This window comes from Chryseobacterium phosphatilyticum (assembly GCF_002899825.2).
GTDB lineage: Bacteria > Bacteroidota > Bacteroidia > Flavobacteriales > Weeksellaceae > Chryseobacterium > Chryseobacterium phosphatilyticum.
In genome coordinates, this window is the sequence record NZ_PPED02000004.1 from 97,031 (window position 1) to 112,236 (window position 15,206).

Annotated in this window: 13 protein-coding genes; 6 read left to right on the forward strand and 7 right to left on the reverse strand. The window is 37.1% G+C overall.

Annotated elements, in window-relative coordinates:
• Positions 1-218: 218 nt before the first annotated feature.
• The 5 genes from rpsJ to C1631_RS16220 form a co-directional block, all read right to left on the reverse strand.
• Positions 219-524: a 30S ribosomal protein S10 gene (rpsJ, locus tag C1631_RS16200; protein WP_002661363.1), complete on the reverse strand. Its 306-nt coding sequence runs from the start codon at positions 522-524 to the stop codon at positions 219-221.
• A gap of 16 nt (positions 525-540) precedes the next feature.
• Entirely contained in the window at positions 541-2,658 is a 2,118-nt protein-coding gene (gene fusA / locus C1631_RS16205) for an elongation factor G (RefSeq protein ID WP_109713406.1), read from the reverse strand.
• A 6-nt stretch (positions 2,659-2,664) separates the two neighbouring features.
• Positions 2,665-3,141, reverse strand: a complete 477-nt coding sequence (rpsG, locus tag C1631_RS16210; protein WP_034677991.1) for a 30S ribosomal protein S7 — start codon at positions 3,139-3,141, stop codon at positions 2,665-2,667.
• 23 nt (positions 3,142-3,164) lie between these two features.
• Positions 3,165-3,578, reverse strand: a complete 414-nt coding sequence (gene rpsL, locus C1631_RS16215; RefSeq protein ID WP_002983146.1) for a 30S ribosomal protein S12 — start codon at positions 3,576-3,578, stop codon at positions 3,165-3,167.
• 169 nt (positions 3,579-3,747) lie between these two features.
• Entirely contained in the window at positions 3,748-4,695 is a 948-nt protein-coding gene (locus tag C1631_RS16220; protein WP_103248038.1) for a sulfatase-like hydrolase/transferase, read from the reverse strand.
• Between the two features lie 438 nt (positions 4,696-5,133).
• Between C1631_RS16220 and C1631_RS16225 the strand changes: the two genes are divergently transcribed.
• The 6 genes from C1631_RS16225 to C1631_RS16250 all read left to right on the forward strand — a co-directional run bounded on the left by C1631_RS16225 (position 5,134) and on the right by C1631_RS16250 (position 10,858).
• Complete coding sequence (locus C1631_RS16225) at positions 5,134-5,610, forward strand: Dps family protein (RefSeq protein ID WP_103248039.1); 477 nt, start codon at positions 5,134-5,136, stop codon at positions 5,608-5,610.
• Between the two features lie 95 nt (positions 5,611-5,705).
• Positions 5,706-6,884 (forward strand): nicotinate phosphoribosyltransferase, encoded by a 1,179-nt coding sequence (gene pncB, locus C1631_RS16230; RefSeq protein WP_109713409.1) that lies wholly within the window; start codon positions 5,706-5,708, stop codon positions 6,882-6,884.
• Positions 6,885-6,939: 55 nt separating this feature from the next.
• Entirely contained in the window at positions 6,940-7,410 is a 471-nt protein-coding gene (locus tag C1631_RS16235; protein WP_103248041.1) for a YciI family protein, read from the forward strand.
• A gap of 184 nt (positions 7,411-7,594) precedes the next feature.
• Positions 7,595-9,199 (forward strand): GEVED domain-containing protein, encoded by a 1,605-nt coding sequence (locus tag C1631_RS16240; protein ID WP_123966710.1) that lies wholly within the window; start codon positions 7,595-7,597, stop codon positions 9,197-9,199.
• A gap of 561 nt (positions 9,200-9,760) precedes the next feature.
• Complete coding sequence (locus C1631_RS16245; RefSeq protein WP_123966712.1) at positions 9,761-9,988, forward strand: hypothetical protein; 228 nt, start codon at positions 9,761-9,763, stop codon at positions 9,986-9,988.
• 114 nt (positions 9,989-10,102) lie between these two features.
• Complete coding sequence (locus C1631_RS16250) at positions 10,103-10,858, forward strand: DUF5995 family protein (RefSeq protein ID WP_109713410.1); 756 nt, start codon at positions 10,103-10,105, stop codon at positions 10,856-10,858.
• 89 nt (positions 10,859-10,947) lie between these two features.
• Here the strand turns inward: C1631_RS16250 and C1631_RS16255 are convergent, their stop codons facing one another.
• Both C1631_RS16255 and C1631_RS16260 read right to left on the reverse strand, forming a co-directional pair.
• Positions 10,948-14,046 (reverse strand): efflux RND transporter permease subunit, encoded by a 3,099-nt coding sequence (locus C1631_RS16255; RefSeq protein ID WP_109713413.1) that lies wholly within the window; start codon positions 14,044-14,046, stop codon positions 10,948-10,950.
• Complete coding sequence (locus C1631_RS16260; RefSeq protein WP_109713415.1) at positions 14,046-15,161, reverse strand: efflux RND transporter periplasmic adaptor subunit; 1,116 nt, start codon at positions 15,159-15,161, stop codon at positions 14,046-14,048. Before C1631_RS16260 ends, C1631_RS16255 begins: the two co-directional genes overlap by 1 nt.
• Between the last annotated feature and the right edge of the window lie 45 nt (positions 15,162-15,206).

Below are 15,206 nucleotides of genomic sequence, written 5' to 3' on the forward strand. Positions count from 1 at the left end.
ATCAGATTATCAACTCTAATTTAGAATAGTTAAAAATAAGTTAAAGCATCTACAAAATGTATAATCATATCCCTTCAAAGCTACTTTATGATTAAGGATAGCAAAATCAAAAAAAGAGCAAATTTATTTTCAAACCCTGTTTTATTCTTCATTTACTACACAAAAAAATCCGTCCCTAAAAGGAACGGATTCTATAATCATTGCAAAGTATGCAGTTATCACACTTTAATTTCAACGTCAACTCCTGAAGGAAGTTCTAATTTCATTAGAGCATCAACAGTTTTAGAAGAAGAAGAGTAGATATCCATCAGTCTCTTGTGAGCTGATAATTGGAACTGCTCTCTTGCTTTCTTGTTTACGTGCGGAGATCTCAACACTGTGAAGATTCTCTTATTCGTTGGTAATGGAATAGGACCGTTTACAACAGCACCAGTAGCCTTTACCGTTTTTACGATTTTCTCAGCAGACTTGTCTACCAAGTTGTAATCGTAAGATTTTAGTTTTATTCTGATTCTTTGTGACATTTCTTTAATTTAAAAATTAACCTTTTGCTTTAGCTATGATTTCTTCAGCAACGTTTTGTGGAGTAGCCTGGTACTTCTCTAATTCCATAGAAGAAGTAGCTCTTCCTGATGAAAGTGTTCTTAGAGTAGTTACGTATCCAAACATTTCAGAAAGTGGAACAGAACCTTTGATTACAACAGCACCGTTTTTCTCTTCCTGACCACTGATTGTACCTCTTCTTTTGTTAAGGTCACCAATGATGTTACCCATATATTCTTCCGGAGTTACAACTTCCAGTTTCATAATAGGCTCCATAATTACTGGCTTAGCAGCACGTCCCGCTTCTTTAAATCCTAATTTAGCAGCCATTTCAAATGAAAGAGCATCAGAATCCACCGCGTGGAAAGATCCATCTTTAAGAGTAACTTTAATACCTTCAACTTCGAAACCAGCCAATGGACCGTTCTTCATTGCAGCTTTAAATCCTTTTTCAATTGCAGGAACAAATTCTCTAGGAACGTTACCACCTTTGATCTCATTGATGAATTCTAAACCAACTTTACCTTCGTCTGCAGGTCCTAGTTCAAATACAATGTCAGCAAATTTACCTTTACCACCAGATTGTTTTTTGTAAACTTCTCTGTGGTTGGCAACTTTTGTTAAGTTTTCTTTGTACTCTACCTGAGGTTGTCCTTGGTTTACTTCAACCTTGAATTCTCTCTTCATACGGTCTACAATGATATCTAAGTGAAGTTCACCCATACCAGAGATGATCGTTTGTCCAGAAGCTTCGTCAGTTCTAACCGTAAACGTAGGATCTTCTTCAGCCAATTTAGCTAGAGCGTTACCCATTTTATCCTGGTCAGCTTTAGTTTTAGGCTCAACAGCGATACCGATTACCGGATCAGGGAAAACCATCGATTCAAGAACGATTGGATTTTTCTCGTCACACATTGTATCACCCGTTTTGATAGATTTGAAACCTACTGCAGCACCAATATCACCAGCTTCAATATATTCTACCGGATTTTGCTTGTTAGCGTGCATCTGATAGATTCTAGAGATTCTTTCTTTATCTCCTGAACGAGTGTTCAAGATATAAGAACCAGCATCTAATCTTCCAGAGTATGCTCTGAAGAATGCTAATCTTCCCACGAACGGGTCAGTAGCAATCTTAAATGCCAAAGCAGCGAAAGGCTCATCTACAGATGGTTTTCTTGTAATTTCTGCGTCAGTTCTTGGGTCAGTACCTTTGATATCATCTTTATCCAATGGAGAAGGCAAGTATTTACATACTGCATCCAACATAAACTGTACTCCTTTATTCTTGAATGAAGAACCACAAGTCATTGGGATAATAGATAAATCGATAGTAGCAGCTCTCAATGCAGCATTGATTTCTTCTTCTGTAATTGAATCCGGATCTTCAAAGAATTTCTCCATCAAAGTTTCGTCATACTCAGAAACAGCTTCTACTAATTTCTCTCTATATTCAAGAACTTCATCTTTCATGTCTTCAGGAATTGGAACTACCTCGAAAGTAGCACCTTGTCCAGCCTCATCCCAGATGATCGCTCTGTTTTTAATTAAGTCTACAACTCCTTTGAAATCTTCTTCAGCACCGATTGGTAAAACGATTGGAACTGCATTAGATCCTAGCATCTCTTTAACCTGGTTTACCACGTTAAGGAAGTCAGCACCTTGTCTGTCCATTTTGTTTACGAATCCCATTCTAGCAACTTTGTAGTTGTCAGCAAGTCTCCAGTTTGTTTCAGACTGAGGCTCTACTCCATCTACTGCAGAGAATAAGAATACCAATCCATCCAATACTCTTAAAGATCTGTTTACTTCTACAGTGAAGTCAACGTGTCCCGGTGTATCAATGATGTTGAAGTGGTAAGGTTTAGTATCTGCAACAGGTTTTCCTTGATCAGTTGGAAAGTTCCAAGAACAAGTAGTTGCAGCAGAAGTAATAGTAATACCTCTTTCTGCTTCCTGCTCCATCCAGTCCATTGTAGAAGCACCATCGTGAACTTCACCAATTTTGTGGTTTACCCCTGTATAGAATAAAATTCTTTCTGTAGTGGTAGTCTTACCTGCATCAATGTGAGCAGCAATACCAATATTTCTTGTAAATTTAAGATCTCTACCCATTTCAGATTAGAATTTAAAGTGTGAGAAAGCTTTGTTAGCTTCCGCCATTTTGTGAGTATCAGATTTCTTTTTGAAAGCAGCACCTTCTTCTCTTGAAGCAGCTACTACTTCATTAGCTAATTTCAAAGCCATAGACTTATCATTTCTCTTTTTAGAGTAGCTAATTAACCATTTCATTGCCATAGAAATTTTTCTATCAGCTCTGATTGGCATAGGAATCTGGAAGTTAGCTCCACCTACTCTTCTAGAACGTACTTCTACGTGAGGCATAACGTTTGTTAATGCATCTTTCCAGATTTCAAGGGCTGTTTTCTCAGTTTCTCCTTTTTTAGTTTCTACGATATCCAATGCATCATAGAAAATTTTGAATGCAATTGACTTCTTACCGTCAAGCATTAAGTTGTTTACGAATCTCGTTACCAATTGATCATTAAACTTCGGATCTGGTAACAACGGTCTTTTTTTCGCTTTTGTCTTTCTCATTGCTTCTGTACCTTATTTAATGATTATTTTTTCTTTCCTTTTGCAGGAGCAGCAGCTGCTTGTCCTGGTTTAGGTCTCTTAGCTCCGTACTTAGATCTTCTCTGAGTTCTTCCATTTACACCAGCGGTGTCTAATGCACCTCTTACGATGTGGTAACGTACTCCCGGTAGGTCTTTCACCCTTCCGCCTCTAACCAATACTATCGAGTGCTCTTGAAGATTATGTCCTTCGCCCGGGATATAGGCGTTAACTTCTTTACCGTTAGAAAGTCTTACCCTTGCTACTTTTCTAAGTGCAGAGTTAGGTTTCTTCGGTGTAGTTGTATATACTCTCGTACATACACCACGTCTTTGTGGACAAGAATCAAGGGCAGCCGATTTGCTCTTCTTGGCAAGCGTGGCTCTTCCTTTTCTTACTAATTGTTGAATAGTAGGCATTTAATTGCTTTTTATTTTAGGCTGCAAAAATACTAATATTTTTTTAATTGACAAGTAGTTATGTATTTTTATTTCTTTTAAAAATATATTTTTTGCTTTTGATCGCTATTAAAAACCTCTTTGATTTTATGGCATTCAAATCAAAGAGGTTCATATCAAAAATTATTTTTTATTTAAATGCATCCTTTATAACTTTTCCTTTTGCATACTGTACGGGAAATCTTAAGAGTTCAGCAATTGTACTTGCAATATCAATCTGCTCATAGTTTCCTGTGCTGATGATGATGTTCTTTTTAAAATCAGGACCCATGGCAAAAAATTCGATATGCCTGCATCCTGCACAATCATCGCCATGCTCTGCAAAACCTCCGTTGGCATCTATATGTCTGCCATGATCATTAGAGACAATAAGAGTTGTTTTATCTTTATAAGCAGGAAGCGACTGTATATAATCCCATATTTCTTTAATAGAGACGTCTGTAGTTTTAATCGCTTTAATATATCCGTCCCAGTTGTTAGCATGTCCATTGGAGTCTACATCTTTAAGGTTGATTACCATAAGATTCGGGCTATATTTTTTCATGACCTCTTTTGTATTGGTCATCGTCACAGCATCCTCACGATATCCTGATCCATTACCGCTAACACCGCAGTCAACACTCGGCTGAAACTTTCCTTTCCAGTCTGCCAGCTTACAGTCATTGAGCACTTCCAGTTTATCTTTGGAAGCAATCACCCATGCTTTCGTCTTATCTGCTCCTGTAAACTTTAACCACTGCTGCATCACAGAAGGATATCCCGGTAATTCGGTACCATTGTTTTTAATATTTTCATATATCCCTGAACACATCGCACTGTGCCCCGGATTGGTATTGGTTGTTCCGTTATTTTTAAAATTGCTGATAAATACCCCCTGACTTAAAAGATTAACCCTGTTTGGAATATTTTCTTTATTGGCAGCCTCCCAGGTTTCAGAAATACGCGGCCCGTCTACAACAAGCAGAACTACATTTTTTGTCTGGTATTTATCTTCGGTTTTTGCTTGTGCGTCAGTATCATTATTACTGCATGACAGAGCAAAGAATGATAGTATTGAATACAAGAAGATTTTTTTCATAACCTTATATATATTATTTGTGGATTTCGGTTGCAAAGCTAGAGAAACAGAATCCGCGGTATATTAACTAATCATTATCTAATTCTTAAGAATTCAACAACAAGGGAATAATATATATATTTCTGGAATGCCCTCTTACCTGATCAGGGCTACATTTTTTCATTTTTAGGAGTAATCAAACATATTATATAACCTTTAATTTGGTAGATATACATCCTTAATTAGGCCACTATAGGCTAACCTGAATATTCTAATAAATCCAAACTATTTTAAAAAACTTTCTTATAGTTATCATCTATTAATAATCAATAGAGTTCGGCATGATATTTCGTAAATTTGATATATCAATTGATAAACGCATCAACAGCTATCACCGAAAATTAATAGTCCGACTTGTGATAGCGAATTGCACACAACCTTAAAAATAAATATATACATATGAAAAATGCTAGTATTATTGGCCTTAAAGAAGCCGACTGCAAAAAGATCTCAGAAAAATTAAATGTCCTTTTAGCCAATTATTCCGTATTCTATCAAAATACTAGAGGCTCTCACTGGAATATTAAAGGAGACCAGTTCTTTACCCTTCACCCAAAGTTTGAAGAACTTTACAATAGTCTGGTTTTAAAAATTGATGAAATTGCAGAGAGAATCCTGACATTGGGAGCAATTCCGGCACATAACTATTCAGACTACCTGAAAGTAGCCACGATCAAAGAAAGCAAAGAAGTGAGTGATGGTACTAAAAGTGTTGAACAAATTTTAAGTTCATTTAAAGTAGTGCTTGATCTTCAAAGGGAGCTATTAGATATTACGGATGCAGCAGGAGATGAAGGAACCAACTCTCAAATGAGCGATTATATTACCGAACAGGAAAAAGAAGTTTGGATGTATAATTCTTATCTGGGAAAATAGATCGAAAAACATGATCAAAATAATTCAAAAAAATCGCCTTACATTTAGGCGATTTTATTTTTATTTTCTATATTTGCGTTAAAATTACACATATTATGAACGATGTAAGACTGAACTCTATTCTAGATAATGATTTTTATAAAATAACCATGCAAAATGCAGTGGTAAAATTATTTCCAAATTCTATCGTTAAGTATGAATTTATCAACAGAGGTAAACATCATTTTCCTGAAGGTTTTGATGCTGCATTAAAAGAAGCAGTTAACAAAATGGCAGAACTTAAGCTGACCAAGGACGAGAAAAAATTTATGGCCAGAACCTGTCCTTATATTGATCTTCCTTATCTGGATTTCTTAGAAGGTTATCATTTTGACCCTTCTGAAGTAAAAATCCATCAGGAAGGGGGTGACTTATCTGTGGTGGTTGAAGGACTTTGGTACAGAACGATCCTTTGGGAAGTTCCATTACTGGCGTTGATCAGTGAGTTGCATTATGAAATGAACCATATGGAAAGGGATTCTAACGAAGTGGTGATGAAAAGAACAGTTGAAAAAGCAGATTCTCTGGCCAGACTTGGGGTAACCTTCGCAGAGTTTGGAACCAGAAGACGACATTCTTATAAGGTACAGAATCTGGTAATGGAAGCATTAATGCACAAGAAAGATTCTACATTCATAGGAAGTTCAAATGTTCATTTTGCGATGAAGTACGGCGTAAAACCAATAGGAACCCACGCTCACGAATGGTTTATGTTTCATGCAGCAGAATATGGTTTCAAAATGGCCAATGAACTGGCATTGGAACATTGGGTAGACGTGTACAGAGGAGATCTCGGAGTGGCTCTGTCCGACACCTACACTACAGATGTCTTCTTTCAGCAGTTTGATAAAAAATTCGCCAAGCTATTTGACGGGGTCCGCCATGACAGTGGTGATCCATTAGAATTTGCAGATAAAACAATTGCCCACTATCAGAAAAATGGCATTAACCCTATGTTTAAATACATTATTTTTTCAGATGCTCTTAATCTGGAAAAAGTAGAAGAAATTACTAATTATTGCAGAGGAAAAATAGGGATCTCTTTTGGAATCGGAACCAACCTTACCAATGATGTCGGATTGAAACCTATGAATATTGTCATGAAACTTATCGGTGTACAGGCTCCTAATAAAGAGTGGATCCCTACCGTAAAACTTTCTGATGAGCATGGAAAATATACCGGCGATCCTAAAATGATTGAATTGGCAAAAGAGTTTTTAAGAATAAAAGACTAGAATTAGTTTCGAGGTATTATATTTCAGATATTCATATCATCTTAAAAATCATATCATGAAAGTAAAATTTTATTTAGTTCTTAGTATTCTGATAACCACTTTCTCTTTTGCTCAGGAAAAGAAAAAAGAAAAAGCAAAATTCAATCAGGAACTGGCAACGTCACTGGGAGCTGACCAATATGGAATGAAAGCTTATACGATTGTGATGCTCACCACCGGCAATACGAAAATTGACGATAAAACTAAAATGAGCGAAGTCATGAAAGGACATATGGCTAATATCGGAAGATTGGCTGATGAGGAAAAGATTATTGTAGCAGGGCCTTTCCTTGAAAAGAATAAGGAAAATTACAGGGGCATGTTTATTTTCAATACCAAGTCCAAAGAAGAAGCCGAACAATGGGTAAAAACAGATCCGGCAGTTCAGGCAGGTGTTTTCAGTTATGAAATATTCCCCTGGTACGGATCAGCAGCTTTACCTTTATACCTTAAGCATCATGATGAAATTTCAAAGGAAAATCCGTAATAGCTTTTAAACCCTAGCTAATCAATCCTCCAAAAACAGAGTCACAACATAAGGTAAAAATCAATTTAAATATGATAGTAAAAAAAGAAAATCTATGAAAGATCAATAGATAAATTCTAAATTTTACAATTATTTGGTTGTTTTTCAGAATATTATTATATTCGGTGAAATAAAACTTTACCATATGAAGAAAATACTATTCTTGAGTTCAATGGTACTTGCCTCGATGAGCAGTGCCCAAATTTTAGTTAATGAGAGCTTTGAAAACGGAACCTATCCCGGCTTTGTTATCAGCGGCGGTTACACCGATACCAGCGGTGGTACGGCAGGTACTTATTTAGGAAGCACCTGTGATGGAAATATACAGATAGGTGCTGAAGCCTACGGGTCAAGTGTAGCCAACAGAACAATTAATCTCGTGTATACGAAACCTGCAAGTGTGACGGCCAACGGGAAAAAAATTGATATTTCTTTTCAATACACGACCACTCCATATGATGCAACGAGCAGTATCGGAGGGGTTATCAATGTTGAATATTCAACGGATAACGGAACTACCTATCTTCCGGTTGGAAGCCCAATTACATTAACCAGTACAGCTCAGACCTGTGCTCCGTTTACAGGTACTATTCCAGAAAGCGCCAATGTCAATGGTAATTTCAGATTAAGAATCCAGACAGTAGGTAGTTCAGGAACTACGTTTGATTTTTACAGCTTTATAGATAAGGTCAGCATCAAACAGGAAGTAACAGCACCTCCTGCTTGTACAACAATAAGTGCTCCTGTTACAGGTGCAACTGGCACGTCTGTACGCCAACAAATTACATGGGCCGCCACTGCAGGATCTGAAGGTTATAAAGTGAAAATAGGAACAACTCCGGGAAGTTCAAATATTTATACAGGAACAACTACTAATACGTTCCATACCCCGGCATCAACCGAGACATTCCCGCAAAACACAACTCTTTATGCAACTGTTACTCCAACGAATTCTTTAGGTGATGCAACAGGGTGTACTGAAATTTCTTTCACAACAGGTAGCAACCCGTTTGCTCCATATTGTAGCCCACTTTTGGCAAGATCCAGCGTATACCCAATCTCTAACGTCGTCCTGAGTGATATGACTAATGCTTCAAGCACTACAGCCAATACAGGAAGTGGTCATGAAAACTTCATTTCCAAAATAGCTACTGTTGCAAGAGGGTCCTCTTATCCATTAACTCTTACCGCTACAGGACTTGGTAACAACCGATTTGGGTTTACCGTATTTATAGACTGGAATCAGAATGGAAGCTTCAGTGATCCTGGAGAATCTTATTTCGTAACTTCTGATTTTGCAGGAGGTACCGGTAATACTGTAACGGTCAACAAAAACATTGCAGTACCTGCTACAGCAGCTTTAGGAAATACAAGAATGAGAGTTAAGTATCAGTTCAACAGCTCCACAACGTCAGTAAGAACAGAATTATCTAATCCATGTTCTGATGTAAACGAGGGACAAGTTGAAGACTACACGATAAAAGTAGATGCGGTACTGGGAACTTCTGAAACAATGGCTAATAAAAAAGCCGATATCTCAGTTTATCCTAATCCGTTTAAGGATATTCTGAACATTTCAGATATCAAGGATGTAAAAACGATTATCGTAAGTGATGTATCCGGAAGACAATTGAAAACTGTCGCCGCCACGCATCAGCTTAACCTTTCTGATTTGAATGCAGGATTATATCTGATCAGCCTTCAGATGAAAGATGGAAGCTCTAAAACAATTAAAGCAGTAAAAAAATAATTAACAGTAACATCATTATCATATAAATAGCAGCAGTAATCAACTGCTGCTATTTTATTTTTCATACTCTCTTTCATTTCATATCGTTTTGCGATATAAAAAATTCCGGATGGCGGATCTTTACCAGTCACTGCAAATAGGGTGTGGTTTTATGATACGAAAACAACAATAAGGATCACAGGATGCATAGCCTGGTTTACAAACTCCATCTATAGGAGGTTCACATGCCCTTTCCAATCCACCTAAAATGGTTTTCAATTCTCTTCTGTTTAAACTTTTTACATTTTTCATAGGTATTGTTTTACTATAAGTTCCTACTCTTTAAGATTTTTGGATACCTCTGTCTCTTTATTTCCTTTTTTAGAGATTTAAATATATAAAATATTTTACAAAACACTACATTTCAATATATTATAAATAAAATATTGAATATTTTTTCCTATAAAACCATCAAAAATCAATCAATTTTTATTATTTTAGCGATATAGTAATCAACTTATACCATACATTATAAGAACTTACCAACCAAACTATTAATAAAAAATTAATTCCATGAAAAAAATGAATCTCTCAAAACTTTCGAGAACAGAACTGAAAGATGTATTCGGCGGGTATTTATATCCTGCACCATGTCCCGGCGGATGCCCTGGTGAGGCTATGATCAGATGTCCCGATGGCTCCACTACAATGACTAATTTTATATGTATGGGCGACAGATGTGAACCGGCAGCAATGTGTAAACCATTGGTTCTTGAACCTTTTCCAGATCCGATTATAATTACTCCTTAACGCAATAAACAACAAAGTGAGCTTTCTGCTCACTTTGTTGTTTATAAAGATATCATCCTAATTAATTTTCAAGGCAATATATACTTTTTATTATATTTAAATAAATAAAACGCCATGAAAACTATTGAAGAAGTTTTGAAAAAACTGGATACTATTATTATCTGGTGTAAAGAAAATCAAAGCCCTGCCGGATATTTTGCTTGCACCTACCGGATTATGACGGCACAAGTCCTCAAAGGAATTCAACAAAAGAAATTTGACGATAATCCAAGAATGACACAACTTGATATTGCATTTGCCCAAAGATATCTCCAGGCATGGGAAAATTATCATCAAGGAATACGATGTTCCAATTCATGGTTTATTGCCTTTGAAGCATCCAAAAATAAAGACCTCCTCATTCTGCAACATATTTTTCTAGGCATGAATGCTCATATCAATCTTGATCTTGGCATTTCAGCCGCTTCCATAATGCCTTACCGAAAGGTAAATCCACTCAGAAAAGATTTTGAAAATATCAACAATGTGATTGCTTCTATCAACCAAAATGTTCAGGATTCCTTGAATACAATTTGCTACCCGATTAATCTCATTGATCAGCTTTCTAACGGCAGTGACAATGCTGTGCTTGATTTTGCGATTTCCAAAGCCAGAGAAACATCATGGACAACAGCTGTAGTTTCTTCAAATACACCCAATTTTCTGAAGGAATCCGTCATCGGTATTGTTGATTATGCCGCTGCTAAAGTTGCTACACAGATTATCAATCCTAAACTTATTACTTCCAAACTGATCAAAGAACTTAAAAAATGTGAAAGCAATGATATTGTAAAGAATATTGAAACTCTGGAATCCACTAAAGTTTCATAAGTATCTTACACAATATATAACCTGATCATAAAAAAGGCCGGGATCTTCCTCACGGATCCCGGCCTAAATAATGAACAAATAAAAAGAAACTACGTGGTTTCCCTGTACTTTTTACGATAGGCATAGTAAAAGACAATCGGTAGTATGGTAAAAGATAGCAACATACAGATGATCAACCCTCCTACGATCATAATCGCCAAAGGTTTTTGAATCTCAGATCCCATTCCATTAGACATTGCAGCCGGGAAAAGCCCCATTGAACCCATCAGAGCTATCATCACAACGGGACGGATTCTGCTTCGAACGCCTTCTGAAATAGCTTGTTTAAGAGACATTTTATTTTGAAGATTTTCTTTCATCACTCCAATCAGAACAATACCATCAATAGTGGCTACCCCGAAAAGGATGATAAAACCAATTCCTGCCGAAATTCCAAAGATAGTTCCCGTGAACCACAGGGACAGAAAGCCACCAATGAATGCAAAAGCCAGTGTAATGGATGAAATCAGGGTATCTTTCACGTTTCCGAAATTGAAATACAACAACATTAAGATCAGCACCAGTGAAATGGGAACAACCATTGCCAGCTGCTTTGCAGCTCGTTCCTTGCTTTCAAATTCTCCTGCCCAGGTCATTTTATGATTTTTAGGAAGTTTCACCTCTTTTGCCACTTTGGCTTTGGCTTCTTCGATGGTACTTCCCAAATCTCTCCCCTCAATATTGAATCCCACTCCGATATATCTGCTGTTTCCTTCACGGTAAATAAAAGACGGGCCTGTATGATAATCAATCGTTGCTATTTCCTTCAGAGGAACTTTTTTATTATCCTGAGTAGGGATCAGAATATTTCCCATTTTTTCCGGAGTATCACGATATTGTTTTTCGAATCTAAGCATCACGTCAAACATTCTTTCCTCTTCATAAAATTTAGTGGCGGCCTGTCCTCCGATTGTCATTTCAATAACCGCCTGTGCATCTGCAGTAGAAACCCCATATTTGGCCATCTTGGAATCATGAAGTTGTATTCTAAGCTCAGGTAAACCGATATTCTTAAACACATTCACATCCGATATTCCCGGAACAGTTCTGATAGAATTCGCAACCTGATTGGCATAATTCTCGAGTTCAAATAAATTGTTTCCGAAAATTTTAATCACCAACGGAGCCTTAACACCGGCTACATATTCTTCAACATTATCCTGTATCGGCTGGCTGAATCCGAAGTTAATTCCGGGATATTTTTCAAGGGAAACTCTCATTTCTTCTAAAAGCTCTTCCTTAGATATTTTTTTCTTCCATTCATTTTCAGGCTTTAGCTGGATATTAAATTCAATATTAAAGAAACCGGTAGGGTCAGTTCCGTCATTCGGACGGCCTGTCTGAGTCATGACAAATTTTACTTCATCATATTTCATTAAGATCTCCTTCATTTCTTTGGTCAGTCTTACCGACTCATCCAGATTTACACTATTGGGTAATGTGGCACGAACATAAATAGCTCCTTCATTCAGTTTAGGTAAAAACTCAGAACCGTAGTTGGAAAACCTCCAGCCACAAATTGCAAGCAATGTGAGAAAGCCAATGATAAATCCTTTTTTATATCGGTCACTGAACTCATAAATCCTGTAGATATTAACTCTGAAGAACCTTGAAATAAAGTTTTCCTTTTCCTCTATATTTTTAGTTAATAACAATTTACACATCGCAGGAACGTATGTCAAACTCAGAATCAATGATCCTAATAATGCATATCCTAATGTAAATGCCAACGGAGAGAACATCTTCCCTTCCACTTTCTGGAATGAGAAGATCGGCATCAAAGCAACAATCAGAATCAAGAGTGCGAAGAAAATATAACTCGCCACACTTCCTGCACTTTTCTTTATAATCCCCAATTTTGAAATTTTATTGAATCTCTGCAACCCGATCTTTTTCGCTTTATGTTCGAGAGCCACAAAGACATTTTCGACGATGACCAGCGTACCTTCCAGGAGGAGGCCAAAATCCAGTGCACCCATAGAAATCAGGTTGGCAGGTAAACCTTGAATCCTAAGCATAATTATTGCAAAAAGAAATGCCAGAGGAATCACTGATGCCACAATAAAGGTTGTTCTCCAGTTGTACAGGAATATAAATACGATAATGGAAACAAGAATCACCCCTTCAACAAGATTTTTAGATACGGTATGAACAGTTGTATTCACCAGTTCGGTGCGATCAATAATGGGTTCAATCTTAACATCACCGGGTAACTCTCCCCCATTCAATTCTTCGATCCTGTCTTTTAATCTGGCAATCACTTCACTCGGGTTTTCACCACGCAGCATGATGACGATACCTTCTACAACATCATTTTCTTTATTATATCCTACTTGTCCCAACCTTGGCTTTGCGGACACTTTTACTTCAGCAACATGCTTTACTAAAATAGGTGTGGAACCTTTTACTTCAATCTGAATATTTTCAATATCATCCTTACTTTCCAAAAGACCTATCCCCCTCACTACATAAGCCTGATCACCTTTTGCTACAACATCTCCCCCAACATTAATATTACTCTTCGAAACTGCTTCATATACATCCAGAGGGGATAAGTCATAATTGTGCAATTCGGTTGGATTAATTTTTATCTCATATGTTTTTTCCTCACCTCCAAAGCTTACCACATCTGCTACTCCGGGAACGGCAAGTAATTCACGTTCAACCACCCAATCCTGGATCGCAGTCACTTCTTTAATGGGCAGCTTACTTTTAATGATATACCTGTAAATTTCACCGGTGGCTCCGGATGGTGGCTCAATACTATATTCTGCTCCATTTGGCAGCTGTACATTTCCGAGCTTGTTGGATGCATATTGCTGAGCATAAAAATCATTCACATGATCGTCAAAAATCACAGTCACCACAGATAATCCAAATAATGAAATAGACCTCACCGAAGTTTTGTTTGGAATAGCATTCATTTCCTTCGAAATAGGCAGAGTAACGAATTTCTCGATTTCTTCAGCACTTCTCCCCGGCCATTGGGTAATAACTCTAACCCTCGTGTTGGTAACATCCGGAAATGCCTCAATAGGAGTATGTATATAGGAATAGATCCCTCCGGCTAACAGAAGAAATGTCCCTAAAAGAACAATCAAAGAATTTTTTAGGGAGAAGGAAACTATATTCTGTACAAATTTTCGCATTACTTCGTAGAATTATTTAATTGGTTTTTCAGGTTTTCATAGATCAGCAGCCCATTGGAAGCAATGATATTTTCACCGGATTTTAAATTTCCTTCAACATAAATATATTGGCTGTTGGATGCTATTTCTGTCACCGGCCGTATTTCCAGCTCACAATCTTTTTTGTATACCACCACATAACTTTGATTGTTATCAAAGATCAGTGCTTTTGCAGGAATAGCCAATGCACTTTTATTTTGTGAATTAATAGGTAGAATAACATCTGCAGACATTCCCGGTCTCAGCTTCATACCATTATTGTCCATAATAATTTTGGCTTTCAGTACTCTTTCATTTTCATTAAATACCTGAGAGATATTATTAATTTTTCCGGCAAAACTCTCATCCGGATACGCTAACGTTTTTACTACGACAGGCTGATCGACATACACATTCCTCATGTTGGTAGCATACACATTAGCCATTACCCATACTTTATCAAGATTTGAAATGGTAAATAGCTGATCACCCCCTGCAGTAACCGGCATTCCTTTAGAAACATTCTTCGATATCACATACCCATCAGCCGGAGCTTTAATCTGAATTGTATTTCCACCCGCAGAATACAACTGCATATTTTTCTGAGTTTTAGAAATATTGGATTGCAGTATAGCTACTTCGGATCTTGCTTCCTGAAGATCTTTTTGAGAAGCAATATCATCTTTGTACATCGCTTCTATCGAAGACAGCTTTCTTTTGGCAACAGCAAGTTGTGCCTGCAAGGTTTGTGTATCATCCTGCATTTCGTTGACCGCTGTACTTTTTACAGTAGCCAACACCTGTCCTTTTTTCACATAGTCTCCCAACGAGAAGTAGGTATCTGTAACTACTCCGTCTACAAGACTGACAAAAGGAACTGTTTTGTCAGAATTACTCTCTACCTCACCGGTAAGGGTGATGCTTTCTTCGATAGGACGTACTTCCGCTTTAATGAGCTTAATGTCTTTTTTAAGTTCTTTACTGATACAATAGCCTTTTTCTGCTGCTTTATCCTGCTTTTTATCTTTACAACCTGTAAGGGCGACCAAAGCAGAGAGATAAAGAACTGCAATATATCTGGTAGTATTCATTTTCATATGTAGATGTTCATTTTTTTATACAATCATAGAAGTTGTATGCAT

What these genes read in the sequence shown, in the direction of transcription:
- rpsG (WP_034677991.1), bottom strand. Translation starts at nt 3,141, where the DNA reads ATGAGAAAGACAAAAGCGAAAAAAAGACCGTTGTTACCAGATCCGAAG.
- pncB (WP_109713409.1), top strand. Translation starts at nt 5,706, where the DNA reads ATGAACGATGTAAGACTGAACTCTATTCTAGATAATGATTTTTATAAA.
- C1631_RS16260 (WP_109713415.1), bottom strand. Translation starts at nt 15,161, where the DNA reads ATGAAAATGAATACTACCAGATATATTGCAGTTCTTTATCTCTCTGCT.
- C1631_RS16220 (WP_103248038.1), bottom strand. Translation starts at nt 4,695, where the DNA reads ATGAAAAAAATCTTCTTGTATTCAATACTATCATTCTTTGCTCTGTCA.
- C1631_RS16255 (WP_109713413.1), bottom strand. Translation starts at nt 14,046, where the DNA reads ATGCGAAAATTTGTACAGAATATAGTTTCCTTCTCCCTAAAAAATTCT.
- rpsL (WP_002983146.1), bottom strand. Translation starts at nt 3,578, where the DNA reads ATGCCTACTATTCAACAATTAGTAAGAAAAGGAAGAGCCACGCTTGCC.
- C1631_RS16240 (WP_123966710.1), top strand. Translation starts at nt 7,595, where the DNA reads ATGAAGAAAATACTATTCTTGAGTTCAATGGTACTTGCCTCGATGAGC.
- C1631_RS16245 (WP_123966712.1), top strand. Translation starts at nt 9,761, where the DNA reads ATGAATCTCTCAAAACTTTCGAGAACAGAACTGAAAGATGTATTCGGC.
- C1631_RS16235 (WP_103248041.1), top strand. Translation starts at nt 6,940, where the DNA reads ATGAAAGTAAAATTTTATTTAGTTCTTAGTATTCTGATAACCACTTTC.
- rpsJ (WP_002661363.1), bottom strand. Translation starts at nt 524, where the DNA reads ATGTCACAAAGAATCAGAATAAAACTAAAATCTTACGATTACAACTTG.
- fusA (WP_109713406.1), bottom strand. Translation starts at nt 2,658, where the DNA reads ATGGGTAGAGATCTTAAATTTACAAGAAATATTGGTATTGCTGCTCAC.
- C1631_RS16250 (WP_109713410.1), top strand. Translation starts at nt 10,103, where the DNA reads ATGAAAACTATTGAAGAAGTTTTGAAAAAACTGGATACTATTATTATC.
- C1631_RS16225 (WP_103248039.1), top strand. Translation starts at nt 5,134, where the DNA reads ATGAAAAATGCTAGTATTATTGGCCTTAAAGAAGCCGACTGCAAAAAG.